Genomic DNA, 24,010 nt, shown 5'->3' with positions numbered 1-24,010 from the left:
CCTTCGTAACTTGGCCGTCTTTTCTTGACCCTCCCCACCCTCCATGCCCCTGCTCGGTCGCCTTCTCACCACCCTCCTCGTCGTCCTGCTGGCGGTGACCGGGCTGGCGCTGACGGCGTGGTACCTCGCCTACGAGACCGGCCCAAGCCTGGACGGCGAGGTGCGCGTGCCCGGCCTCGGTGCATCCGTCACGGTCACCCACGACGCTGACGGGCTCGCCACCGTCGAGGCGCAGAGCGAGGCGGACCTGATGGCGGGGCTGGGGTACGCGCACGCGCTCCACAACGCATGGCCGATGGCGCTCCGGCGCCAGGCTGCGACGGGCTCGCTCAGCCAGTGGTTCGACGACGAGGCGACGCTCGCCTTCGACCGACACGCGCTGCAGCTCGGGTTTGGCGCGCTTGCCCGGACGCTCTACGACGCGCTTCCCGAGGCCGACCGGACCGTGCTCGGCGCCTACGCACGCGGCGTCAACCGGGCCTTCGAGCGGGACCGCCTCAGCGAAGGCGACGAGTTCGTGCTCCTCGACGTCGACGCCCGCCGGTGGGAGCCGTGGGACGCGCTCGCGGTCGAGCGCCTCGTCGCCTACCTCGCCGCGTCCGCCTCGACCCTCGCCGACTCGCTCGCGCAGGACGCGTACCGGGCGAGCCCATCGCTGGGGCGGTTCGTCGCGGCGGACTCGGCGTTTCGGGCTACGCTCCGGGTCGGCGGGCTGGAGCACAGCCTCGCCTTCGCCGTCCAGAACTCGGCCGGGACGCAGTTCGTGCAGCGGCACGTCTACGGCCGCTCGGCGCTGCCCCTGCTCCAGGAGGTCGCGCTGCGGCAAGGCGGGCGGCAGACTGTGGTGGCCTCGGTTCCCGGCACGCTCGTCTTCCCGGCGGGCTACGGCGACCGCACGGCGTGGAGCCTCTTCCTGAACGGAACCACCGACCTCGTCTCGGCCCCCACCGACTCGGCCGCGCTCGTCCCGAGCTACGACCGGATCACGGCCCGTAGCGGCGACGAAACGCTCGTGACGGTCTACCGCTCGCCGGACGCGCTCCACCTCTTCGCCCCGAACGAGACTGCGCCGGCCCCCGTCGTGCAGGACTCCGCCTCCGCGCCGCCCGTGCTTTCGACGTGGCAGCTCCGGTGGCGCGGCTTCGGGACGGCGACGGACCTCGGCGCGTGGCGCGCGCTGCTGCGAGGCGAGGCCGCGACGTTCGCCCTCTTCCCCGGAACGGGCCTGATCGCCGAGGACGGGCAGGCGCGGGTGCTGGGCAGCCCGGCCGTCGCCCGGTCGCTGCCGGGAGGCGTGGTCGCCGGGTCGAGCGACGAGGCCCGCTACGTCGCCGACCGCCTCGCGCTCCTCGCCGCCGGCAGCACCGACACCGGGCCGGACGGTCTTCTCGCCGACGCCTACAGTGCGTGGGCGGCGGCTCTCGCCCCGCCGCTCATCGCAGCCCTCGACGGGCCGGGCGAGATCGACGCCGATCTCCGCGACGCGGCGGCCTACCTCCGGGGCTGGGACTTCCGCTACGATCCTGCCTCGATCGGAGCCTCGGTGTTCGAGACCTGGATGGCGACGCACCGCGCGCGCACCGGTACCCTCCCCGATCCGGCCGCAGTGTCGGCACCCCCGCCGCCGCCCGACTCGACGGGCAGGGTGATGCCAAACCCGGCGGCCGTGGCGCTCACGCAGTCGCTCCGGCAGGCGGTGGCGGCGATAGACTCGGCCTACGGCTCGGACGGGGCGCGCTGGCGCTGGCAGAACGTGCAGCAGGCCGTCCGCCTCTACCCGCTCTTTACGACCGACACGACGGACGCAGGCCGCCGCCGCTTCGCGCCGATCCTCCTTCCCGACGGCGGCCACCCGACGGCCCTCGCATGGGGGCCCTCGCCGGCCCTCGCATGGGGGCCCTCGCCGGCCCTCGCCGGCACCGAGCCGAGCGCCGTCTGGTCGGCGCAGGCGACCGTGCCGGGCGCGGCGGACCTCCGCATCCGCCACCGCAACCCGAACGCCGACGACGCCCGCACCCGCTCGCTCGCGTCGGCGCGTCCGCTCCAGCCGCGCCCCGTCGGGCAAGCCCCCGAGACGGTGCATACGCTGCGACTGCTACCCGCGGAGGAATAGGGATGATATTTCTGCTCAGCTCACCGCGCGCGTCAGCCTCTCGACGACGGACGGCGGACGGTAGACCGCCGGGCGTTGTCTCTGCCTGTCGTCCGCGGTCTGCCGTCTGTGGTCGTCCGTGCAAGAACGCCATGGCAGAGACGCAGCGCGGCAGTTACATCAACGTCACACCTCGAGGATAGCAACCCGTGTCTCCTCTCTACATCGGCATCGACGCGGGCGGGACGAAGACCGAGTGGCTGGCCCGCGCAGGTCGGGCCGAGGCCGGGGGGCGTGGGGCCGGGGTGAACCTTCAGCGCGACGGAGCCGCGCAGAGCAGCGACGCGCTGGCCGGTCTGCTCCGCACGGCCCTCGCCGCGCTCGACCACGAGGCCGTCGGCGGGGTCTGCCTCGGCGTGGCCGGAGCCGGGCGCGCGCACGAGCAGGCCGACCTCGCCGCTCGGCTTCGCGCTCGGCTTCCCGAGATCGCGGACGTGCCGCTCGTGGTTGAGCACGACGGGGTGATCGCGCTCGAAGCCGCGTTCGGGGGGGAGAGTGGCCTCGTGGCGCTCGTCGGGACCGGGTCGCTCGTGCTGGGGCGCACCGAAGACGGAGCGCTGCTCCGGGCCGGGGGCTGGGGCGCGCGCATCGGCGACGAGGGCAGCGGCACCGCCCTCGGCACCGCCGTGCTCGCCGCCGTCGCCGCCGACTTCGACGGGGGCGAGCCGACCGCGCTCCGCCACCTCCTCGCCGACGAGCACGGCCTCGCCTCGGCGGAGGACCTCATCCGGTTCGTCTACGGCGGCGACCTCGCGGTCCAGACGCTCGCCCCGCTCGCGGTCGCGGCCGGGGAGAACCACGACTGGGTGGGGACCCGGATCATCAAGACGCAGGCCAACGCGCTCGCGCAGCGCGCCGCGTGGCTCGTGACCCAGGCCGAGGGCGAGCTTGCGCCGCGCCTCGTCCTCACCGGCGGGATGACGCAGGAGGCGTACTACCGCGAGTGCCTCGCCGAGGCGTTCCTGCGCCACCTCCCCCGCTGGCGCATCGTCCGCCCCGAGCGCCGCCCCGTCGAGGGTGCCCTGGCGCTGGCGCAGCGTGCGAAGTAGCTCGAACCGGTTCTTATGCAGCTCCGCGCTCGCTAAGCGCCTGAGCGGCACGTTTCGCAAGCGAGCGCGCCGTATAATGGGCCGATTCCGACCCTTACCGAGCCGCCCGCGCTCGTGAAGTAGTAGTTATGCCGCGCCCTCGGGTTCGTGTGGGTCTGGGTCAAGCAGCGGTGGTAGATTTACCTCCCAAACTGATCGGGGCAGCGCCTCATGACTGACGAACCTGCCAAAAACGTGTGGACTGAGCTTGGTAGCTTCCTTTGGAAGAACAGGGATTGGCTGGTTGGGCAGGTCGGCAAGATCAGAGAGTGGTTGTCTCGCCCTCAGAAGGATGCAGAAGGAGTTGAGCGAGGCGTGCTAATTATTGGCCCTGGTGGCGTCGGAAAATCCACTACTGCTAGGCTGCTAAGCGGCGACCATGACACCCTTCTCGATACTCAAACTGAGTACCTGGAAAGTCTCGGGGTTGAAAGAGTGCCTCTTGCCGACGATGAGAACGTAGAGCTTGTCATCCCTCCAGGCCAGCGACACAGGCGTGACTCCACTTGGTCGGACCTCGAAGCCGGAATCGCAGGTGGCGAGTATAGGGGTATCGTTGTGCTGACTGCTTATGGCTACCATAGCCTAGGAAACAGCTACAAAGAAAACAGACTCTACACAGGAGACGAATCTGAATTCATGTCCCAGTATCTAGAAAGCAGTAGGGCCGACGAGGTCAGCGTTTATAAGCGACTGGCTCCTTTCATCAAGTCATGTGACAAGAAAATCTGGCTGCTGAGCTTGGTCACCAAGCAAGATCTTTGGTCGGACAGGTCGAGGGAGGTCGTTCATTTCTACGAGGAAGGTCCGATTGGAGAAATAGTGGTCGACATATCGAGCGCGCTTGGTGGCAAAATGTTTAGACACGAAATGACTCCAGTGTCACTGGTAATCTATAATTTTACGACCGGAAAGGGTGAAGTGCTCGCCCCGACAGTGGCTGGATACGATCAGGCCGCCCAAGCGCACTCGCTGCAGCGCTTTTGGGAGACGCTAATTGCACTTAAAGACTGGGAAGCATGAACGAGCCGGAAAACGTATTTGCCAGAAAAGAGCTTGACCGTTTGTCATCTCTACTGAAGGAGTATAACGACAAGCTAAGGTCTAGCCTAGACGAGTCTGCTGCTTCTGATTCTGCCGACTTGCTCCAGAACGGAATGGAATTCAGGAGCATGTATGAGCTGTACGATATGCTACAGCGCTATGCATCTGATGTGCTCGACAGGTATGAGGTTGGCCCTTCTAGTTCTGCTTGGCTAGAAGCTCGCGTGCGTCTCATTGAACTTAGGGGCCTTCTGAATCGCATTGAGCGAAAGTCATCGGTGTTCAGCCCAGTCCAAGCTATTCCTCTCTTAAAGGAGTACACTCAGTGGATGGCCTCTGGAATAGATCGTCTCTCAAGATTCCTAGATGGAGACCCGAGACGGCCTGCCCTGTCCGACTCCTCAGCCGAAGCAGTAGCAACCAGATTCAGGAACCTGAGAGGCCCCCTGATAAATTTAGCAAGATCGGTTTCTCAGAGCATTGAGCATTCTGACATAAAAGAATCTACCCGAATTGAACTGGCGCTTAGACTTGCCGATTTTGAGTCCATGATTGAGGTATTATCTAATCAATCCTCACGCTTCCACTAGCGCGGCACAACCCCTCAAAGAAGTTGATGTAGGGCTGACACAAGTAGGAGAAGGGGCTGCAGGCATACGGCCTGGCCCCAGTCAATAGACTTCGCGCACGCCTTCAACTCCGCCCCCGCTCTCGTGGCCGCTCACTCTGCGTCGATGCAGGGTACCCGGCAGGCCACCTTCCCGGTGCCTACGGGCGACCAAACCCCTCAACGGGCTCGCTCACTCCAACGAGTGAGGCGGGCTGCAGCTGGAGGCCGTAGCCCGCATCCCAGACGCGTTTCGTCGATGCACACCGCCGCTTCCCATTCCCGAGATGGGCGACGCCAAGCGTGAGCTGTGGCGTCAGTTATGCGTGGGGCTTGCGGCGGCGGGCCACGCAGGGGTAGCAGCAATATAGGGCAGCACGTACCTTCTTGGAAGCGTCCCGCCGCTGCAAGCCGACGAAGGGCGCCAGCGTTCTTGGCTCGTCCGAGCGTCGGCGCTACTTTCGCTTCGTTCTGTCATTGTGCCCTCAGCCCTTCGCGGTTGAGCGGCCTTCTGTTCTACCGCGCTCTCGCCATGCCTGAGACTGGCTTCGTCCGGCAGGTCACTCGCACTCCGCTACCAGAGGTGTGGACCGAGGCGGGTGAGGTCGTAGCGACGGAGCGAGAGGCAGATCTGAGCGAAGCGACGTTGCGCGAGTTGCTCCGCCTCGGCTCCGTTCAGTTTGTCGTCGCCAACGTGGGCGCTCCGCTCCGGTGGGTTCCGGGATCGGAGACATTCGAGTTCTGGAAGTCGGAGGTCCGCCCGCACCTCGCCGACCCCTCGGAGGACGGCCACCACCTCGGTGACTTCCCGGACAGCTACTTCTACTACCCAACGCGCTGGCGGTGGTCCGGCGCGGCCTCGCTTGTCGTACTAGAAATGCACCACTAGCACCGCGCGGCTGAAGCGCCACTCCGTTAGCCCGCACTCTCTCCTCGCTCATGCAAAACCCTCTGGTGCGGCGCCTCGGCTTGGTCGCGCTGTCGCTCCTCGCCCTCCGCGTCGCACAGGCGCAGGGCCTCGAACGCCCGCCGTCGCTCGACTCCTTCCGACCAACCCTCGACTCGGTCTGGCGCGCCCATCCGACGCCGGGGCTTGCCGTGGCCGTCGTCCGCAGGGGCGAGCCCGTCTGGGCCGACGGGTTCGGCGTCGCCGACACGGACGAAGAGGTCCCCGTCACGCCCGACACCCCGTTCTGGGTCGCGTCGGTGACGAAAACGTTCATCGGCCTCACGTTCCTCGGCCTCGAAGCCGACGGCGTCGTGGACCTCGACGCCCGGATGGCGGAGGTGCCCGGTTTCGACGGGTTCTGCGAGTGGCTCTCGCGGTCCCCGCTCGTGTTCAAGCGCGGCCTTGACTGCGCCGCCCCGATCACCGTCGGGACTGTCCTCACCCACACGTCGAACGGGGACCTCGGCCACGCCTTCTTCTACAACCCCCTCATGTTCTCTCGTCTCTCGCGGTACCTCGAATGGACCGTGAACGACTCGACGGAGATCGAGGGCGGCATGAACGAACTCGCGCGCCAAGTCCAAGCGCGCGTGCTCGGCCCGGCGGGCATGACGCGGACGGTGGCGAGCCAGTGGGACCGCTCGAAGATGGACGTGGTGTACGACATGGCGCGGGGGTACGGGATCGTGGACGGCGAGTACGTCCAGCGCCGCCAACCGGGGCGGGCGCTGGCGGGCGGCGCGGGCGTCGTCTCGACCGCGCTCGACCTCGCGAGGTATGCCGAGGCACTCGACGCCGGGTCGCTCGCGTCGCCCGCCGTGATGGAGAAGCTGACCACGCCGCCGCTCGACCGGGAGGGACGGCCGCTCCCGTACGCGTACGGCTGGTACGTTCAGGACTACCGGGGCGAGCGGCTCGTGTGGCACGCCGGGTGGGACGACGAGGCCGGCGCGTCGTCGCTGCTGCTGCGTGTGCCGTCGCGCGGGCTCGCCCTCGTCGTGCTCGCGAACGGGGAGGGGGTCCACTGGGACAACCCGCTCGACGGGGCGGCTGCCGAGCGGTCCCCGTACGCCCGGGCGTTCCTCGACCACTTCGTGTTCGGCCACGAGCAGTAGTTACCTTGCCTGTAGGAGCCGGGTAGTTTCTTTGCAGTTCTGACCGGCGACATCCTTTACACTTCTCGACCCCGCCTCCCCATGGGCCGCAGCCTCCCCGTACTCCTGCTCGCTCTAGGTACACTCGGCTGCGACCCGACCGTGCCCCCGCCGGAGCCCTTCCCCGTGATCGACGGGGTGTTTACGGAGGACTTCGAGTCGGCCGAGCGGATCGAAGACCTTTTTGCCTCCGACGGCTCCCGGTGGACGAACCTTCAGCGCACCTCCGGCTCGAACCGCGTGGAACTCACGGCGGCGCGCAGCCGCTCGGGACGTCAGTCGGTGCGCCTAGTGGCCGAACCGTACGACGGGGAGACAGCGTCGAAGGCGGACCTCGTTCTCGAGCGCCTGCGCCTCCGAGACGGCGACCGGGTGTGGGTCGAGTTCTGGGTGTGGATGGCCGAGAGCGGGGCCACGCGGGACGTCTTCCTGTGGGACCTCGAGGCACCGGAGACGTGCACGGACGAGTCGTCGTGCCCCGCCGAGGGGACAGCGGCGGTCTGCCCCGCCCCCGGGCGTCGGCTGTACCTCAGCGGACCGCTGGGGAGGTCGTTCGCGTCGGACCTGGGGAAGTGGTGCCGCGATGCGACCTTCCGCGCGCCAGCGGCGACGCTCGAAACCGAGCGGTGGCTCCGGGTCCGGATCGACCTGACGCTCGACAGCGGTCCAGGCGGACGGTTGAGGGTGTACCAGGACGACGACCTCGTCTTGGACGGCACAGGCGTCACGCTACCCAGGGCCGACGCGGTGTACACCCGGATGCAGGTCGGGATCACGGCCAACGGAAATAATGAGGCCTCAAACGAGGTCTTCCTCGACGACGTATCGGTGTGGACGGAGCCCCCAGGGTGGTAGTCGGCTGAGCGGCCCGACAAGGCGAGCCCTTGCAAGACGGCGGTACAGCCCGCGCTTCGAGGCCGACGCCGGGGAGAACCACGACTGGGTGGGGACCCGGATCATCAAGACGCAGGCCAACGCGCTCGCCCAGCGCGCCGCGTGGCTCGTAGCCCAGGCCAACGATGCACTTACCCCGCGCCTCGTCCTCACCGGCGGGATGACGCAGGAGGCCTACTACCGCGAATGCCTCGCCGAGGCGTTCCTGCGCCACCTCCCCCGCTGGCGCATCGTCCGCCCCGAGCGCCGCCCCGTAGAAGGCGCCCTGGCGCTGGCACAGCGTTCCGCCTGAGCGACCGTGCGCGCCCAGGCGCTCGTGTCGTAAACTCGATGCTCTGTGTCACCCTCTGCATCACAGAGGGGTAGGGTAGAAAGTCCGCTCAATCACGGGTTCTACGGCCTCCACTCTCCACACCTCTCCTGACCTATGGGATTCCTTGACGGCCTCCTCGGCAACGCTACCGAAATCGACTCAACCGAGCTGTCGGAGGAGTTCGACCCAATCCTGATCGAAGGCGAGGAGGTCAAGCGGGCATACAAACTCATCCGCGACCTCATCGTGTTCACCGGCAAACGGCTAATCTTCGTAGACAAGCAGGGGATGACCGGAAAGAAGGCGGAGTATCAGTCGGTGCCCTACAAGAGCATTGTTCGGTTCTCGAAGGAGAGCCAGGGGCACTTCGACCTCGACGCCGAACTGAAGATTTGGGTCAGCAGCCGAGCCGAGCCAATCGTTAAAACGTTCCGTGCCGGAGCGTCCACGACATCTACAAGCTCCTGAGTTACTACACTCTCACGTAGTGCTCGGGCTGTAGAATCCGCCGCTGTAGGCCGACCCCAAGCGTCGGCTTTCTTGGCTCTTACGGCCGTCGGCGTACCCTTCGCTTTGTTCCTCCCTAACGCTGCGCGTAGAGACTCTGCATCGCCCGCTTGGGCCAGCGGTCGACGGTGACGCTAGGGCAAGTTGCTCAGAGATCTGACGGCTTCAAACCCGTTCGCTTCGCCACACGGGAGAGCATCTTCGGCCCGACCTCGTCTCCATCGTGGAACGCGAAGACGATGTCGGGCCACCCTTCGCGCTCCAGAATCCTATGCGACCCTCGGCCTTCGCGCTTGATACGCCAGCCGATCTTGAGGAGGGCACGCAAGAGCTTTCGAGCTTTGACAGAGCCAAAGCGGCTCATGCCGCTTCCGCGAACAGCGGCGTAATGTCAGGAACGTCCTCGCCGTGATCGAGGCGGTCGGCAATGACCCGAAGCGCGAGAGCCTGTGCGTGAGCGACCGCCTCCTCGCGGGACGAGCCGTAGGCCATGACACCGGGCAACTCCATCACCTCGGCAAGCCACCGTCCATCGTCCTCTCGTTCTATCTCCATCGTCATCTCAAGCACCGGCTTAGTTCGTCGCGTTTGCGCTATCACGTCTGGGCATTCCGCACGTTCCGCTGTTGGACACCGCGCCCTGATTATTGACGTGCGTAAAGCCCCTGCATCGCCCGCTTCGGCCGGCGGTCAACGGTGAAGAGGCCCCAGTGCTTCTCGGGCTCCATCGGGTCGGGGGAGCCTTTCCAGGGCTCGTCGAAGGCTTCGAAGACGAAGGTCAGAATCCGGTGCTCGCGGCTCCAGTCGGTGAGTTGGCGGCAGTAGGTCGCCTGGAGCTCCTGCGAGGCATTCCACGGGTCGATGCCGCGCCCGTTGGAGCCGGTCGTCCAGCCCGCTTCGGTGATAATGACGGGTGTGTCCGGGTAGTGGTCGGCGACGCTGCGGTAGTTCTGCTTCGTGTAGTCGAGCGCCCGCTCAATCGTCTGGTACTCCCAGACCGGGTAGGTGTGGAGCGAGAGGAAGTCGAGCTCGGCGGCGAGCGGTTCGAGCGTGCCGGTCCACGGGACGTAGTTCTCGCAAAACGTCACCGGCTGCGCGGCCCCGGCCTTGACCCGGCGCGCGTACGCGACGAGCCGATCGACCGGCACGAGGTGGTCCGTCCACTCGACCGATGCCTCGTTGCCGATCGACACCGAGAAGACAATCTCGGGGTAGCGGTTGGCGAGCGCGATCAGCCGGTCGATCTCCTCGCTGTTGGCCTGCCGGTTGGCGGCGAGTTGGGCCTCGGGGTAGGTCGCGCCCCACGGGCACTTCGGGTTGCTGACCTCGGCGCGCATGTCGGCCCCGAGCATCACCTTGAAGTCGAACCCCTCGGCGCGGACGGCGTCGAGGACGAGTTCGGCGTGGCGGCTGCAGTCGTAGAGGCGGAGGTACTGCCAGTTGGGGTCGAGCAGGCGCAGGTCCTCGCAGACCTCGTCGTAGGACGGGTAGGCCTGGGTCACCGGCGATTGGTTCTCGCGGTAGCCCGAGTAGCAGATCGCGCTACCGAACTCGATTCCCAGGACGTGCTTCAGCGCGTCGTCGTTCGTCACCGTGGTCTCAGTCGTATTTCAGGTTGCCGCTGCTGTCCCACAGGCCCCAGTAGGCCCCGACGTCGCCCTCGGCCCTGACCTTCCAGGCCTCGTCGAAGGCGGCGAAGTAGAAAATCTCGATGCCGTCTTCCTCGGCCCAGCGGTAGGTGTTGATGACGTACTCCAGCGCGTTGTCGTAGGACGGGACCGACGCTCCAAACGCCGTACCGGAGCTAGGCCAGCCGGTTTCACTGATGATGACGCGTTTGCCGCTTGCGACCTTGACGGCGCGGCGGTACATCTCTTTCATGTAGAGGAGCGCGTACTCCGCCGGGCAGCTCTCCCAGAACGGGTAGCAGTTGACGAGGAGCACGTCCACCGCCTCGGCAATCGCCGGGTGCTGCTCGAAGAGAAAGTAGGCATCGACGAAGCTGACGGGTACCTCGTCCGGGACGGCAGCCTTGACGCGCCCGATGTAGTCGAGGAGCTGCTGCTCGCTCAGGTCGCGGCGCAGCATGTTCTCGTTGCCGACCACCAGGATGTCGGCGTGCCCGGCCTGCGCGATGGCGATGCCGTTCTCGACCTGCTCCTCGTTGTCGTCCAGGTCCGGCCCCACGTCGATCCCGACCATCGCCTTGAGGCCCCGCTCGTGCGCGATGCGCGGCACGGCCTGGTTGCCCTCGATGCACGAGAAGGTGCGGACCCAGCGGACGTACGGCTCGATGATGGCGAGGCGGTCGAGGATCTGCGCCTCGCCGATCTCGACGCCCGGCCGCTGCCCGTCGAGGTAGGGGCTGAACGCGATGCCGTGAATCTTGCGGTCCAGCATATCCCGGAAGAGTTTGAGCTTGTCGGCACGGGACATGCCCGAGAAGTCCTTGCCGCGAAGCTCGACCCAGGGCGGGGTCCGGTACTCGCTCGTGCGCCCCGCGACGAGCGCACTGGAACTGGGCACGGTGGGTAGCGATGGATGATCGTGGGGTTCCACAGCGAACTTCCTGCTGAGGGTGGGGCCTGCTGGGCAGGCATGGATGCGAACGGCGCGCAAGCTACCCCAGGTAAGTCGATTTTTCCACGCAGGCTCCGCGAAATGTGCGATGGCCTGGAAGCCCGAAGGAAGAGAAAAGCGCTTCCGGTGCTCGGTCTACACCGTGCCCTGTCTACGAGTCGTGCTTGTTGACCCTAGACGACAGACCGTCGCCAGTGTTAGACGTGGGCAGCCCCCCGTCTGCGAGCGAGTCGTGCCGTGCTCTACCTCCCGCGACGTGAATCCGTGGACCTAATCGCGCCGGGCAGCCCTCTTCCGACTATGCCCCCCGAAACGTGGTGGGGCGACGTTCAGCAGTCCAATACATGACGCGTCAGCATGCCTGGCATCTGGAGGCATCTCCACGGTCTGCTCGTATTTATATTTGGAGGACCTGCGAGGCAAGGGGACAAAACAGGCACCGTACTCTCTGACGGCCTGCGCGTTGGCACAGTTAGTGAACAGACTGGCCTTCCCGGCTCCGCGGACGGCCCGCGACGTTTAGGCTCCACAATAATCTACTGATGTTCTACCGATTCGTCAGCGCGTGGCGGCTCCTCGCCTGCTTGGTCTTCTGCGCGGCGGCCCCCCTGGCCCGCCCGACCGCAGACGACTCGCTCAACGTCATTCTCATCTTCGTCGACGACCTGGGCTACGACGACCTCGGCTCTTACGGCAGCACGGACGCGCTCACCCCGCACCTCGACTCGCTCGCGGCGCAGGGTCTTCGGTTCACAGACTTCTACGCAGGCAGCCCGGTCTGCACGCCGTCGCGCTACGCCCTGCTTACCGGCCGCTATCCGTTCCGCGCCGACAACCCTGCGCTACTCAACCACCTCGTGTGGCACGATACCGAGAACGGCATTGACGACCGAGACAGCACCCTGGCCGAAGCCTTCCAGGCCAACGGCTACCAGACCGCCCTGATCGGCAAGTGGCATCTCGGCCACGGCTCGGTCCTCGTGAGCGATACCACCGACAGCCAGTTCCACCCGCTGCACCACGGCTTCGACTCGTTCTACGGCTCGTTCATGGGCATCGACTACAATACTCACTGGCACGGCGACGAGTATCTCGACTGGTGGGAGAATCGGCGGCCAGCACCGGAGGACTCCCTCGGCTATGCAACCCAGCTCTTCGGTGACCGCGCCGTGGCGTACATCGACGAGCGTCCCGAAGCGGGCGCGGCCTCACCTCCCTTCTTCCTCTACCTCCCCTTCACCGCTCCCCATTTTGGACGGCCCCCCGTCATGACGAGGACCGGTGTGCTCCAGCTTCCTATCGGCCAGGAGGAAGAGTATCTCTCCCGCTTCGACGGCGTGGAGATAAGCGGTAGCCGCATGCGAACCATTTTGAGGAAGCGGTACCTCGCCATGGTTGCCGTCCTCGACGACGAGGTGGGACGCATCATGGACGCCCTCGACCGAAACGGATTGGCCGACCGTACCGTCATCTGGTTCATCTCCGACAACGGCGGGTTCGTCGAACTCGGCGCTTCTAACGCGCCGCTTCGCGGTGGCAAGAAAGAGCCGTACGAGGGCGGGATCCGGGTGCCCTCGTTCGTATCGTGGCCGGGGCACATCGCTCCCGGCGTCAGCGCACAGCTTGCCGGCAATATCGACGTGGCACCTACGCTGCTCAGCCTCGCAGGCATCCCGTTCGACCACCCCGTCGACGGGATCGATCTCGGCGATCACCTCGCGGGGGGACCTGTGTTTTCGCGCGGCGGCATCGCCACGGTCAACGCCGTCCACGGCGACGCCTACCGGCTTAGGCAGTGGAAGCTCGTGCGCCCGTACGACGCGGCGGGCGCGCCCCTCCCGCCGGAGCTCTACGACCTCTCTACCGATGCCAACGAGGTGACGGACCTGGCCTCCGTCTATCCCGACACGCTAGCCATGCTCGTCGACCTCCTTCCTTATGGCAAGTCGGTTGGCGCACGGCCTACAGCCATGGACTCCCCTGCCAAGACCGCCGTGCAGCGTGCGGTGCGAGCACCCGAGACCGAACTCCGCGTTGCGCCCAACCCTTCCCGGCCAGGCGCAGGCGATGCGTTCGTCGAACTCACCCTCGGCATGGAGGAGCGCGTACGGCTGGAGGTGTTCGACCTGCTGGGCCGGCGCATTGCCCTGCTATGGGAGGGGCCTCTGGAAGCCAGCACCTACCGGTTCGCGCTTCCCGCGACGGCTTCAGGCACGTTCGTGGTCCGTGCCGCAAGTCCGTCCGGCACGCACACCGTCAAGGCCACCCGCGCCCGGTAGTCCGCTGCGCACGGCTGCTGCGGTGTGCTCCCCGCCTCACAGCGGAGCCAACTAGCTGATCTCGTCGGGTGGAAAATCGGCCGGGTCGAACGACGGCTCGGGGTACTGGGGATCCATGTCCTCCAGCGTCTCCAGCACGAGTTGGCTCACCACGAGGTCGCGGAACCACCGCTCCTCAGCGGGGATGACGTACCACGGCGCAGCCTCGGTCGAGCAGCGCGCAAGGGCGACTTCGAAGGCGTCTTGGTAGTCGTCCCAGAGCTTGCGCTCTTCGAGGTCCTCGGGGTTGAACTTCCAGTGCTTGTCGGGCTTGCGGAGGCGGCGGCGCATCCGTTCGAGCTGGTACTCCGGCGAGACGTGGAGCATCAGTTTGAGGATGCATGTGCCCCGGTCGGCGAGAAGCGCCTCGAAGTGGTTGATGTGGTCGTAGCGCCGCTCGATGGTCTCGGCGTCGGCCCACTCGTGGACGCGGACGACGAGCACGTCCTCGTAGTGCGAGCGGTTGAAGATGCGGATGTGCCCGGCCTCGGGAGCCTGCCGGTGGACACGCCACAGGAAGTCGTGGGCGAGTTCCTCTTTCGTCGGCGCTTTGAAGCTCGCCACGCGGACGCCCTGCGGGTTGAGCGGCCCGAAGACGCTGCGGATCGTCGAGTCCTTGCCTGCCCCATCCATCGCCTGGAGCACGATCAGGAGCGACTGCTCGCTCTCGGCGTAGAGCCGCTCCTGGAGGTCGTCGATCCGGTCGAGGTTGTCCTCGACTTGGTCGTCGACGCGGTCCTCGTCCTGGTCTTCGGAGAGCCCCTGCGTGTCGGCGGTGTCGCGCTCGTCGAGACGCGGGGTCTCGCCGGGGACGATGCGGTAGCGGTCGAGGTCGATGGTCATGAGGCGAAGGGGAAAAGAGAGAGGAGAAAGAGAAGATAGCAGGGAACACCTCTCTCTTCTTTCTCCTCTCGGTCCTCTTCCTTTTCTCCAGGCCTCACCGCTTGCCGAGCAGGCCGCCGAGCACATCGTCGATCGGGCTGCCGTCGCCGTCGCGGTCGAGGAGGCCGCCGAGCATGCCCATCAGATCGTTCGGCGCGGCGGAGCGGGCGTTCGAGGCTTCGCGGCCCAGGAGGTCCGAGAGGCCGCCCGCGTTCAGGTTCTGCTGGCGCTTCTGGCGCCCGAGGTAGCCCATCACCATCGGTGCGAGGGCCACCATCATTTTCATCACCTGCCCGCTGTCGAGCCCGGTCGCCTTGCCGACGCCCTGCTGCACCTGGGACAGCTGGTTGCCGAAGATGTGGCCGAGGATGCCGGTTCCGTTGGCCGCGCGGGCATTGACGCCAGCCGCGTCGGAGGGGGCCCCCGCCCCAGTGAGGCCGCCGAGGAAGCCGCCGAGGTTGTCGAGGATGCCACCGTCGTGGTCGCGCTCGAGGGCGCTCGCGAGCGACTGCGCCTGCTGCGGGTCGTTCGTGTTGCGGTTCATCGCGCCGAGGATCACCGGGAGCGCGGCCATCGCGGCGCGCTGCGTGGTCTGGTCGTCGGTGCCGACGGCGCTGCTGAGTTGCTGGAGGGTGCCGCCGCTGAGCGCGGGGCCGAGTATGTCGAGGATGCCTGCCATGACGGGAGAGGGGTTGTGAGTGCTCCGCACTCGTAGTTGGAAGGGCGTGGGGGGAATGGAGAGGGCTGCGCTGTCAGCCCTGTCACGCATCGAGGCTAACCGTGACGGCCTGCATACCACGAAGTGCGTTGGCGAGATATACGGCGTCGGCGCGCACGAGGTCCGCCGGGCGCAGCACGCGCTCCCCGGCCTCAGGGTCGGTGGCGAGGCGGTGGGCGCGGTAGACGCCGTCCAGGCCGCCGGACGCGAGGGGCGGCGTCCACAGCCGGCCGCCCTCGCGGACGAAGAGGTTGGTGCGCGTGCCCTCCGTCAGTTCGCCGCGCTCGTTGACGAGCATCGCCTCGTCGAAGCCGCGCGGCTCGGCCCACGCGAGTGCGCGGTCGTAGAACCCCCGGTGCGTTGTCTTGTGGCGAAGAAACGGGTCGGTGGAGTCGGCGGGCTCGGGGTAGACGACGGCGCGGCGGAGCACGAGCGGCACCTCGGCGAGCGGCGTCGCCTCAGCCTCGGTGCACCCGTGCCGGTCGAGCGTGAGGCGAACGCGGTGCGGGGCCTCGGTCTCGAATGCAAGACTGGCGAGCCGGGCGCGCAGCGTGGTCTCGTCGAAGGGGTAGCCGAAGTAGGCGGCGGCGCGGCGAAGCCGGCCGAGGTGAAGGTCCAGGAGCGCGTAGCCTCCCTCCCACCGGACGGTTTCGAGGAGCGCGAAGTCCGCCCGCGGCTCGGTCAGGAAGCGGGCTTTGAGGAGGCACTCGTCGTACTCCGCCTCGGGGTCGGAGTCCCACACGACGCCGCTGCCGATGCCCATCGTCCCCTGCCCGCCGCGCAGCGCGAGGGTGCGGATCGGCACGTTGAAGACTGCCCGGCCGGGCGCGACGAGCCCGATGGCTCCGCAGTAGACCCCGCGCGGCGCGGCCTCGAGTTCGTGGATGAGCTGCATCGCCCGGATCTTCGGCGCGCCCGTCACCGAGCCGCACGGGAAGAGCGCTCGCACGAGGTCAGCGGTCCCGGTGCTGGGGCGCAGCTTCGCCTCGACGGTCGAGGTCATCTGCCAGAGCGTGTCGTAGCGCTCGGCCTCGAACAGCGCAGGCACGGTCACGGACCCCGGCTCGGCGACGACCGCAAGGTCGTTGCGCAGGAGGTCGACGATCATCAGGTTCTCGGCGCGGTTTTTCTCGTCGGCGGTGAGCCAGCCGGCCTGGGCTTCGTCCAGGCGCGCGGTGGCACCGCGACGGACCGTGCCCTTCATCGGCCGCGTTGCGACGCGCTCGCCCTCGCGCCGGAAAAAAAGCTCAGGCGAGCGCGAGAGCACCCAGTCGTCGCCCGCGCGGAGGAGCGCCCCGAAGCCGACGCGCTGCCGCTCGCGCAGCGCCCGGTAGAGCCCGACCGGATCGCCCTCGACCCCGAACCGGAACGGCGCGGTGAAATTGATCTGGTAGACGTCCCCCTCGCGGATGTGATGGCGGATGTGCTCGATGCGGTCCCGGTAGGTCGCCCGGTCGATGGCGAACTGTGTCTCGGTGAGGCGGTGCGCACCGGCCTGGCTCAGCAGCGCCTCCAGGTCCTCTTCGCTCAGCCGCTCGGGTGCTCGGTAGACCCCGAACCACGCCAGCAGCCCGGCGTGCGGTTTGAGCGCCGCAATCGTCTCGAAGGCGTAGCCCGCCTCGTAGGCGAGGTAGCCCACCGCTACCCGTCCTGCTGCCGCCACGCGGTCCAGTTCCCCAAGCAGGCCCGGGATCTCGCTCAGGCGGGACGCCGTGAGGACGCGCTCCGGCCGGGTGAAGAGGAGCGCACCGGACGCCTGGCCGGAGGCGTCGGGCCAGCCGGCGTCGAGCAGGACAGAATCGGGGGGAAACAGCAAGGGCGCAGCGGCAGAAGGGAATGCCGCTACGCCCAACGCGTACGCGTGATCCGTTGCTGTCTAGCCGATGCCGAACAGGGGTTCGCCGTCGTTGTTGTCGAGGTGCTGGAGGGCATCGGCGAGGGCGTTGTGCGCGCCGCCGTGCCGAAGCTGGTTGACGACGTCGTTGCGTCCGGTGCAGTAGCCGAGGAAGACGTGCGGGCGCTGGAGGTTATGGAGCCCCTCACGGACGACCCAGACGTGCCAGGGGCCGTACTCGTTGTCCTCGAACCCGAAGAGGCCGCAGTAGAGCCGGTGCGTGGCCCGGCCGATGTCTTCCTCCTCGCTCAGTTCACCGAGTTCGAGCAGGCGCTGGAGGGCACCGTAGAGGTAGCCCGCGAAGAAGTCGTGCTGGACGTCGGAGAGCACGAGCGGGGTGCGCGGCCCGCCGTAGCCCGCGGCACGGAGCGGGCGGCGCACCGAGTGCAGCACGCGGGCGACAGCCTCGCGGACGATGGCTTCGACGTAGGCAGAAGATTTACGGTCGGGAGAGGTCATGAGTCGTTGGCGGGAAGGAGGAAGGAGTAGCTGGTCAGGGGTCCTCCCGCAAAGTCCGTGCAGAGCGCCGGGGAAGGCAATAAGCCACCGGCTTTGTCGCCCCCCTGTTTCAACGGCCTTCGTCATTGCTTCATTTTTTGCAGAATGACGCATTCTGAGACGGCACGCCGCACGCTCAGCCCACCGCCAGAAAAAGCCGCTCCAGCCTGGTCTCGAAGCCCTCGAGCAGCACCGACCCGATGCGCCCCGCTCGCTCTGCTTTCGCTGCCGTCCGGTACGCCCCCTCGTCCAGCGTCAGCACCTCCACCGTTTGCCGTTCGGGGTCTACGATCCAGTATTCGCGCACGCCTGCGCGTTCGTAGGCCTCGCGCTTCTGCGTAAGGTCGTAGTACCCCGTGCTCGGCGAGAGGACCTCCACCACGAGGTCCGGTGCGCCTTCGATCTCCTGCTCGCCGAGAATGCCGAGCCGCTCGTGCGATACAAACACGAGGTCTGGCTGAAAAGCATCCGCGTCCGAGAGCCGAGTATCGATCCAACTCACCACGACGCCGAGGTCTCGGCTCTCGACGAAGTCCCCCAGCAGCCAGACCAGTTGCCCGACGACCCGCCGGTGCTGCACGAGCGGCGTTGGCCGAAAGACGAGATGCCCGCCGATCAGTTCTACGAGCGTGCCCTCGGGCAGCCGGCGGAAATCCGCCAGCGTCTGCCCCCGCACCATCCGAATCGTTCGGTCCACCGAATCTCACATGTTGCGGCGGTACTGGCCGCCAACCTCGAAGAGGGCGGTCACGCCTCGACAGGCCTGAGACGGAACACTCGTCCATACTGCGACGCCGTCTGGACGTCCCCGCTTCGCAGTGCGACTCGGACTGCGTCGAGCCGCTCGGCCTCGTCGAGAGCGAGGTAAGGCGACCAGGGGCCATCAGTCACGTCAAGCTCTACCTGTACCTCAGCGGCATAGGACCCTTCATGAATCAGCTTCGTCGTCGTCCGCTTCATGGCTTTCGCTGTCTAAAGTCGCCCGTCCACCGAGCGGGGTCGGGACGGTACGCCGTCACCAACACGGCGGGTCCGCTGGCCCCTTTCGGGATGCCCCACACGACATGAATCGGCTGCTGCGCGTCGTCATAGACCAGCACTAACACGGACGGTCCCTTGTAGTAGTCAGGATAGTCTTCGACGATTTCGGCATCGGGCATGCCCGTCAGCACGTCCCGGAAGAGGACATCGTCGGCAGCCAACTCGTCGTATCCGTGAGCGGAGACGCGCACATTTCGTTTGCGGATGAGCGCTTGGATACGCACCAGCGTCTCAGACATCACATGTTGCGGCGGTACTGGCCGCCGACTTCGAAGAGGGCGGTCGTGATCTGGCCGAGCGAGCAGACCTGGGCCGTCTCCATCAGCTCGGCGAAGACGTTGCCGCCGTCGCGCGCGGCGGTCTGCAGGCGGTCGAGGGCCTCGGCGGCATGCTCGGCGTTGCGGGCCTGGAAGGCGCGGAGGTTGGCGATCTGGCGCTGCTTCTCCTCGTCGGTGGAGCGCATGAGTGGGACGGTCTCGGTCTCCTCCATCACCCCGTCGCCCGAGGTGAACGTGTTGACGCCGATCACCGGAAGATCGCCCGCGTGCTTCTTGTGCTCGTAGTAGAGCGACTCTTCCTGGATTTTGCCGCGCTGGTACATCGTCTCCATCGCGCCGAGCACGCCGCCGCGGTCGTTGATCCGCTCGAACTCCGCGAGCACGGCCTCCTCGACGAGGTCGGTCAGTTCGTCGATGATGTAGGCCCCCTGGATCGGGTTCTCGTTCTTGGCGAGGCCGAGTTCGCGGTTGATGATGAGCTGGATCGCCATCGCGCGGCGGACGCTCTCCTCGGTCGGGGTCGTGATGGCCTCGTCGTAGGCGTTGGTGTGGAGGCTGTTGCAGTTGTCGTAGATCGCAACGAGCGCCTGGAGCGTGGTGCGGATGTCGTTGAAGGCGATTTCCTGGGCGTGAAGGCTCCGGCCCGAGGTCTGGATGTGGTACTTCAGCTTCTGCGCCCGCTCGTTCGCGCCGTAGCGGTCGCGCATCGCCACCGACCAGATGCGCCGGGCGACGCGCCCGAGGACGGAGTACTCGGCGTCCATCCCGTTCGAGAAGAAGAACGACAGGTTCGGCGCGAAGCGGTCGATGTCCATCCCCCGGCTGAGGTAGTACTCGACGTAGGTGAACCCGTTGGAGAGCGTGAGCGCGAGTTGGGTGATGGGGTTCGCGCCCGCCTCAGCGATGTGGTAGCCGGAGATCGAGACCGAGTAGTAGTTGCGCACGTCGTGCTCGATGAAATGCTGCTGCATGTCACCCATGCAGCGGAGCGAGAACTCGGTCGAGAAGATGCAGGTGTTCTGGGCCTGGTCCTCCTTGAGGATGTCCGCCTGCACGGTCCCGCGCACCACCTTGAGCGTCTCGGCGCGGATGCGGTCGTAGTCGGCCTGGCCGAGCACGCCCCAGTCGGCGAGGTCCTGGCCGGTGCAGCCGAGAAGACCAAGGCCGGAGCCGTCGTGGCCTTCGGGGAGGTCGCCGGCCTCGTACGGCGTGTAGACCGGCCGGTCGTCCCCGAGCTTGTCGGCGATCACGGCTTCGGCCTCGTCCCACCGGCCCTCGGCCCGCAGGAACTGCTCGACCTGCTGGTCGACGGCGGTGTTCATGAACAGGGCGAGGATCGTCGGCGCGGGGCCGTTGATCGTCATCGAGACGCTCGTCTTGGGGTCGGCGAGGTCGAAGCCGGAGTAGAGCTTCTTCATGTCGTCGAGCGTGCAGATCGAGACGCCCGCGTTGCCGACCTTGCCGTAGATGTCGGGCCGCTCGTCGGGGTCGCGGCCGTAGAGCGTGACCGAGTCGAAGGCGGTCGAGAGGCGCTTAGCCGGGAGGCCGAGCGAGACGAGGTGGAAGCGCTTGTTGGTCCGCTCCGGCGTGCCCTCGCCGGCGAACATCCGGGTCGGGTCCTCGCCGGTGCGCTTGAGCGGGAAGACGCCCGCGGTGAAGGGGAAGTAGCCGGGGAGGTTTTCGAGAAGCGCGTAGCGGAGGCGCTCGCCGGGGTCCTCGGTCCGGGGGAGGGCGACGCGCGGCACCTTCGTCCCGGAGAGCGTCTCGTGGGTCAGCGGCTGGCGGATTTCGCGGCCCCGGACTTCGTAGACGAGCTCGTCCTGCCGGTAGCTCGCGGCGAGGCCGTCCCAGTTCCCGATGATGTTGCGGCAGCGGGGGTCGAGCTTGTCCCACCAGTACGTCGCCATCTCGTCAAGCCGCGCCTTCAGCATCTCCTGGTCCTCGGGCTGCCAGTCCCCGACTTGCGCCCGGGCGCCGACGGCCTGCCCCCACTTGCGGGCGAGCGCGACCTGCCCCTCGGCCCAGGATCGGTAGTCGCGGCAGCGGTCGGCGATCTCGGCGAGGTAGCGCTGGCGCTTGGGCGGGATCACGGCCTGCTCGGACGGGTCCGGCTCGGGGAGCGCGTCGGCGTCGTAGAGCGCGCTCGTGCGGTCGAAGCCTAGCGGGCGGAGCCGGTCGAGGACGGCGAGGTAGAGGCGGCTGACGCCGGGGTCGTTGAAGTGGCTCGCCATCGTCGCGAAGACGGGCATGGCGTCCGGCGGTCGGTCGAAGGCCGCGCGGTTGCGCTGGACCTGCTTCTTGATGTCGCGCAGCGCGTCGCGGCTGCCGCGCTTCTCGAACTTGTTGAGCGCCACGAGGTCGGCGTGGTCGAGCATCCCGATCTTTTCGAGCTGCGTCGGCGCGCCGAAGTCGTGGGTCATCACGTAGAGCGAGACGTCGACGAGCTCGCTGACCTCGGTGTCACTCTGCCCGATGCCGGCGGTCTCGACGATAATGAGGTCGAACCCGGCGGCGCGGCACACGTCGATGGAGTCGCGGAGGGCCTGGCTGGTGGCGCGGTGGGCCTGGCGCGTGGCGAAGGAGCGCATGTAGACCCGGTCGGCGTGCTCGCCGTAGGTGGCGTTCATGCGGATGCGGTCGCCGAGGAGCGCCCCGCCGGTCCGCCGCCGCGTCGGGTCGACCGAGAGCACGGCGACTTCGATGTCGGCGAAGTCGCTCAGGAAGCGGCGTGTGATCTCGTCGGTGAGGGTCGACTTGCCCGCCCCGCCGGTGCCGGTGATGCCGAGGACGGGGACGCGGTGGTCCGTGGCCGTCGCGTCGCGGAAGGCGGGGTCACCCTGCGCCCCATCGCCCGCCGAGCCGCCGCCCTGCTCCACACTCGTCAGCGCTCGCGCCACGGCCCGCGCGTCCGTCGCCTTAGGCTGCACGACCACGCCTGTGCTCTCTCCTCCCTGGCCCCTTATCCCTCTGCCCTCTGCCCTCTGCTCGCTGTACGCTGGGTCCACGTCGCACACCCGGAGCATGTGGTTGATCATGCCCTGGAGGCCGAGCCGCATCCCGTCCTCGGGCGAGAAGATCTTCGCCACGCCGTAGGCCTCGAGCTCGGCGATCTCCTCGGGTACGATCACCCCACCGCCGCCGCCGAAGACCTGGATGTGCGCGCAGCCCTGCTCGCGCAGGAGGTCGACCATGTACTTGAAGTACTCGACGTGGCCGCCCTGGTAGGACGAGATGGCGATCCCGTGGGCGTCCTCCTCGACAGCCGTCTTCACGACTTCGAGGACGGAGCGGTCGTGCCCGAGGTGGATCACCTCGGCACCGGAGGCCTGGAGGATGCGCCGCATGATGTTGATCGAGGCGTCGTGCCCGTCGAAGAGGCTGGCGGCGGTGACGAAGCGGACGGGGTGCGTCGGCGTGTAGGGCGTTGTTTCCATGGGTGCAAGGCAGCGAGTTGCGGAGGGTGGAGCAAGATAGCAAACGCCTGTCCGGGGCCGGAGATTCGCGGCCTCGGGGCGTGCCGTGACCGAAACGTTACATGCCCGTGAATGGAAGAGAACAGGCCTGTGATCTCGGCAACCGAGCGGCGGGCTAGGTTGAGCCATCCCACGCGTCTGCTCTACTCATCCAACCCAACCGCACCATGATCCGCTCCCTCATCCCCTTCCGCCTGATGGCGGTGCTCTTCGCCGTCGCGCTCGTGCTCAACGGATGCGACTCCGCGACCGACCCGGCCGACGCCGATGGCGCTCCGCCCACCCTCGCCCAGACCCTGAACGACGAGGAGATGCTCGCGCCGGACGTGCTCGAGCGCACGCTCCTCAGCGACGCGCCGCTCGCCGACGCTCTCGCTTCCTCCGAACTCGACGCTGCCCGCTTCGCTGACCGGATCGTCGGGGCTGCGTTCTCGATCACCGACGACGCCAACGGCAACGCGGTCGTCGCCTTCCTCCGGGACGAGGGCGGCCAGCTCTCGCCCGCCGGCACCTACGCCACCGGCGGTACCGGCTCCGGCGGTGCCATCGCCGGATCGACCAACCCCGTCCTGGTCACGCCGAGCCGCTCGTTCCTGCTCGCCGTCAACGCGGGGAGCGACGAGGTCTCGGTCTTCCGCATCCTGAAGGAAGCCCGCTCGCTGGAACTGGTCGGCTCTGTGCCCTCGGGCGGGCCGCTCCCGCTCAGCCTCACGCTCAGCGGTGACCTGCTCTACGTGCTCAACGGAGGGCGCGAGGGCGAGCCGGGCAACGTCAGCGGCTTCCGGCTCAGCCCGGCCGGCACCCTCACGCCGGTCACCGGCGGCATCCGCACGCTCCCCGAAGGCGTCATGGCCCCGCCGCAGCTCGGCTTCGCCCCAGGCGGCCGGGCCCTCCTCGTGACCGACCGCCCGAGCAACGTGCTCGTCGCCTACAACGTCCGGGCCAATGGAACGCTCAGCGGTGCCCGCGTCACCCCCTCGGCAGGCGTCACGCCGTTCGGGTTCGACTTCGACCAGTACGGGCGGCTGTTCGTCAGCGAGGCTAACGCGCCGGACGGCCCGGTGCCGGACGGCAGCTCGCTCTCGTCGTACGAGCGCGCCGGCAACGGTCTCGCCGTGCTCGACGGCGTCGTGCCAACGAACGAGACCGCCGCCTGCTGGACCCGGGTGATCGGCCGCTACGCCTACGTGACCAACACCGCGAGCAACACCGTCACCGGCTTCCGCATCGGGCTCGACGGCTCGCTGACGCGGCTCGACGAGGACGGCATCACCGCCGCGACCGGCGCGGCCCCGCACGACATGGGCGTCGCGCTGCGCTACCTCTACGTCCACAACCGCAACGACGGGACGGTCTCGGCCTACCGCATACGCACCAACGGCTCGCTCAGCGGCATCGGCACTGTGGGTGGGCTTCCGGGCACGGCTGTCGGCGTGGCCGTTTTCTAGAGCGTGTTATGGACTCGGTTAGGTCTCAGCGTTTAGGTCTCAGCGTTCTCCTCAAAAACAGCCGTCATTCCCGCGCAGGCGGGAATCCAGAGCTTGTAGTACGCCTTCTGGATTCCCGATCAGGGTCGGGAATGACTCGATGTGAGGAGGTAACAGTAGCAGAGCAGCGTTT

General features: G+C 67.3%; 21 protein-coding genes and 1 pseudogene. 11 read left to right on the top strand and 11 right to left on the bottom strand.

The window, feature by feature from the left end; all coding sequences use genetic code 11:
* Positions 1–43: 43 nt before the first annotated feature.
* The 9 genes and pseudogenes from AAGI91_11895 (at position 44) to AAGI91_11855 (ending at position 8,689) form a co-directional block, all read left to right on the top strand.
* A complete protein-coding gene (locus AAGI91_11895) occupies positions 44–2,113 on the top strand; it encodes a penicillin acylase family protein (GenBank protein ID MEM1043317.1) in 2,070 nt (689 codons plus the stop codon).
* A 188-nt stretch (positions 2,114–2,301) separates the two neighbouring features.
* Positions 2,302–3,201, top strand: a complete 900-nt coding sequence (locus AAGI91_11890) for a BadF/BadG/BcrA/BcrD ATPase family protein (protein ID MEM1043316.1) — start codon at positions 2,302–2,304, stop codon at positions 3,199–3,201.
* Positions 3,202–3,411: 210 nt separating this feature from the next.
* Positions 3,412–4,263: a hypothetical protein gene (locus AAGI91_11885; GenBank protein MEM1043315.1), complete on the top strand. Its 852-nt coding sequence runs from the start codon at positions 3,412–3,414 to the stop codon at positions 4,261–4,263.
* Complete coding sequence (locus AAGI91_11880) at positions 4,260–4,874, top strand: hypothetical protein (protein MEM1043314.1); 615 nt, start codon at positions 4,260–4,262, stop codon at positions 4,872–4,874. The genes AAGI91_11885 and AAGI91_11880 overlap by 4 nt, the downstream gene beginning before the upstream one ends.
* Before the next feature lie 549 nt (positions 4,875–5,423).
* On the top strand, positions 5,424–5,780 hold the full coding sequence (locus tag AAGI91_11875; protein MEM1043313.1) for a hypothetical protein: 357 nt from the start codon (positions 5,424–5,426) through the stop codon (positions 5,778–5,780).
* Between the two features lie 50 nt (positions 5,781–5,830).
* Positions 5,831–6,955: a serine hydrolase domain-containing protein gene (locus AAGI91_11870; GenBank protein MEM1043312.1), complete on the top strand. Its 1,125-nt coding sequence runs from the start codon at positions 5,831–5,833 to the stop codon at positions 6,953–6,955.
* Positions 6,956–7,036: 81 nt separating this feature from the next.
* Complete coding sequence (locus tag AAGI91_11865) at positions 7,037–7,849, top strand: hypothetical protein (protein ID MEM1043311.1); 813 nt, start codon at positions 7,037–7,039, stop codon at positions 7,847–7,849.
* A gap of 88 nt (positions 7,850–7,937) precedes the next feature.
* The gene (locus AAGI91_11860) at positions 7,938–8,180 is read left to right on the top strand and encodes a hypothetical protein (GenBank protein ID MEM1043310.1); all 243 of its coding nucleotides are present in this window, start codon (positions 7,938–7,940) and stop codon (positions 8,178–8,180) included.
* Positions 8,181–8,315: 135 nt separating this feature from the next.
* Positions 8,316–8,689 (top strand): annotated as a pseudogene (locus AAGI91_11855) (PH domain-containing protein).
* A gap of 167 nt (positions 8,690–8,856) precedes the next feature.
* Here AAGI91_11855 and AAGI91_11850 read toward each other — a convergent pair.
* From AAGI91_11850 to AAGI91_11835, 4 genes are all read right to left on the bottom strand, one after another.
* A complete protein-coding gene (locus tag AAGI91_11850; GenBank protein ID MEM1043309.1) occupies positions 8,857–9,072 on the bottom strand; it encodes a type II toxin-antitoxin system HicA family toxin in 216 nt (71 codons plus the stop codon).
* Positions 9,069–9,269, bottom strand: a complete 201-nt coding sequence (locus AAGI91_11845) for a type II toxin-antitoxin system HicB family antitoxin (GenBank protein ID MEM1043308.1) — start codon at positions 9,267–9,269, stop codon at positions 9,069–9,071. Before AAGI91_11845 ends, AAGI91_11850 begins: the two co-directional genes overlap by 4 nt.
* Before the next feature lie 83 nt (positions 9,270–9,352).
* Positions 9,353–10,264 (bottom strand): glycosyl hydrolase family 17 protein, encoded by a 912-nt coding sequence (locus tag AAGI91_11840; protein MEM1043307.1) that lies wholly within the window; start codon positions 10,262–10,264, stop codon positions 9,353–9,355.
* Positions 10,265–10,307: 43 nt separating this feature from the next.
* The gene (locus tag AAGI91_11835; protein MEM1043306.1) at positions 10,308–11,144 is read right to left on the bottom strand and encodes a glycosyl hydrolase family 17 protein; all 837 of its coding nucleotides are present in this window, start codon (positions 11,142–11,144) and stop codon (positions 10,308–10,310) included.
* A gap of 686 nt (positions 11,145–11,830) precedes the next feature.
* Here AAGI91_11835 and AAGI91_11830 point away from each other — a divergent pair.
* Positions 11,831–13,567, top strand: coding sequence for a sulfatase-like hydrolase/transferase (locus AAGI91_11830; protein ID MEM1043305.1), 1,737 nt, complete (start codon positions 11,831–11,833; stop codon positions 13,565–13,567).
* Positions 13,568–13,618: 51 nt separating this feature from the next.
* Here the strand turns inward: AAGI91_11830 and AAGI91_11825 are convergent, their stop codons facing one another.
* From AAGI91_11825 to AAGI91_11795, 7 genes are all read right to left on the bottom strand, one after another.
* Complete coding sequence (locus AAGI91_11825; GenBank protein ID MEM1043304.1) at positions 13,619–14,449, bottom strand: polyphosphate kinase 2 family protein; 831 nt, start codon at positions 14,447–14,449, stop codon at positions 13,619–13,621.
* A 94-nt stretch (positions 14,450–14,543) separates the two neighbouring features.
* A complete protein-coding gene (locus AAGI91_11820; protein ID MEM1043303.1) occupies positions 14,544–15,167 on the bottom strand; it encodes a DUF937 domain-containing protein in 624 nt (207 codons plus the stop codon).
* An 82-nt stretch (positions 15,168–15,249) separates the two neighbouring features.
* On the bottom strand, positions 15,250–17,022 hold the full coding sequence (gene pabB, locus AAGI91_11815; protein MEM1043302.1) for an aminodeoxychorismate synthase component I: 1,773 nt from the start codon (positions 17,020–17,022) through the stop codon (positions 15,250–15,252).
* Positions 17,023–17,082: 60 nt separating this feature from the next.
* Positions 17,083–17,559, bottom strand: coding sequence for a hypothetical protein (locus AAGI91_11810; GenBank protein ID MEM1043301.1), 477 nt, complete (start codon positions 17,557–17,559; stop codon positions 17,083–17,085).
* A gap of 175 nt (positions 17,560–17,734) precedes the next feature.
* The gene (locus AAGI91_11805; protein MEM1043300.1) at positions 17,735–18,295 is read right to left on the bottom strand and encodes a Uma2 family endonuclease; all 561 of its coding nucleotides are present in this window, start codon (positions 18,293–18,295) and stop codon (positions 17,735–17,737) included.
* Between the two features lie 259 nt (positions 18,296–18,554).
* On the bottom strand, positions 18,555–18,878 hold the full coding sequence (locus AAGI91_11800; protein MEM1043299.1) for a DUF4258 domain-containing protein: 324 nt from the start codon (positions 18,876–18,878) through the stop codon (positions 18,555–18,557).
* On the bottom strand, positions 18,878–22,351 hold the full coding sequence (locus tag AAGI91_11795) for a methylmalonyl-CoA mutase family protein (protein MEM1043298.1): 3,474 nt from the start codon (positions 22,349–22,351) through the stop codon (positions 18,878–18,880). The genes AAGI91_11800 and AAGI91_11795 overlap by 1 nt, the downstream gene beginning before the upstream one ends.
* Before the next feature lie 206 nt (positions 22,352–22,557).
* On the opposite strand from AAGI91_11795, the gene AAGI91_11790 reads away from it, so the two are divergent.
* Positions 22,558–23,838 carry a beta-propeller fold lactonase family protein gene (locus AAGI91_11790; protein ID MEM1043297.1) on the top strand — a complete coding sequence of 427 codons (1,281 nt, stop codon included), beginning with the start codon at positions 22,558–22,560 and terminating at the stop codon, positions 23,836–23,838.
* The last annotated feature ends 172 nt before the right edge of the window (positions 23,839–24,010 follow it).

It is taken from the genome of Bacteroidota bacterium, assembly GCA_038746285.1.
Taxonomy (GTDB): domain Bacteria; phylum Bacteroidota; class Rhodothermia; order Rhodothermales; family JANQRZ01; genus JANQRZ01.
This window is presented reverse-complemented; position numbering and strand designations above follow the sequence as displayed.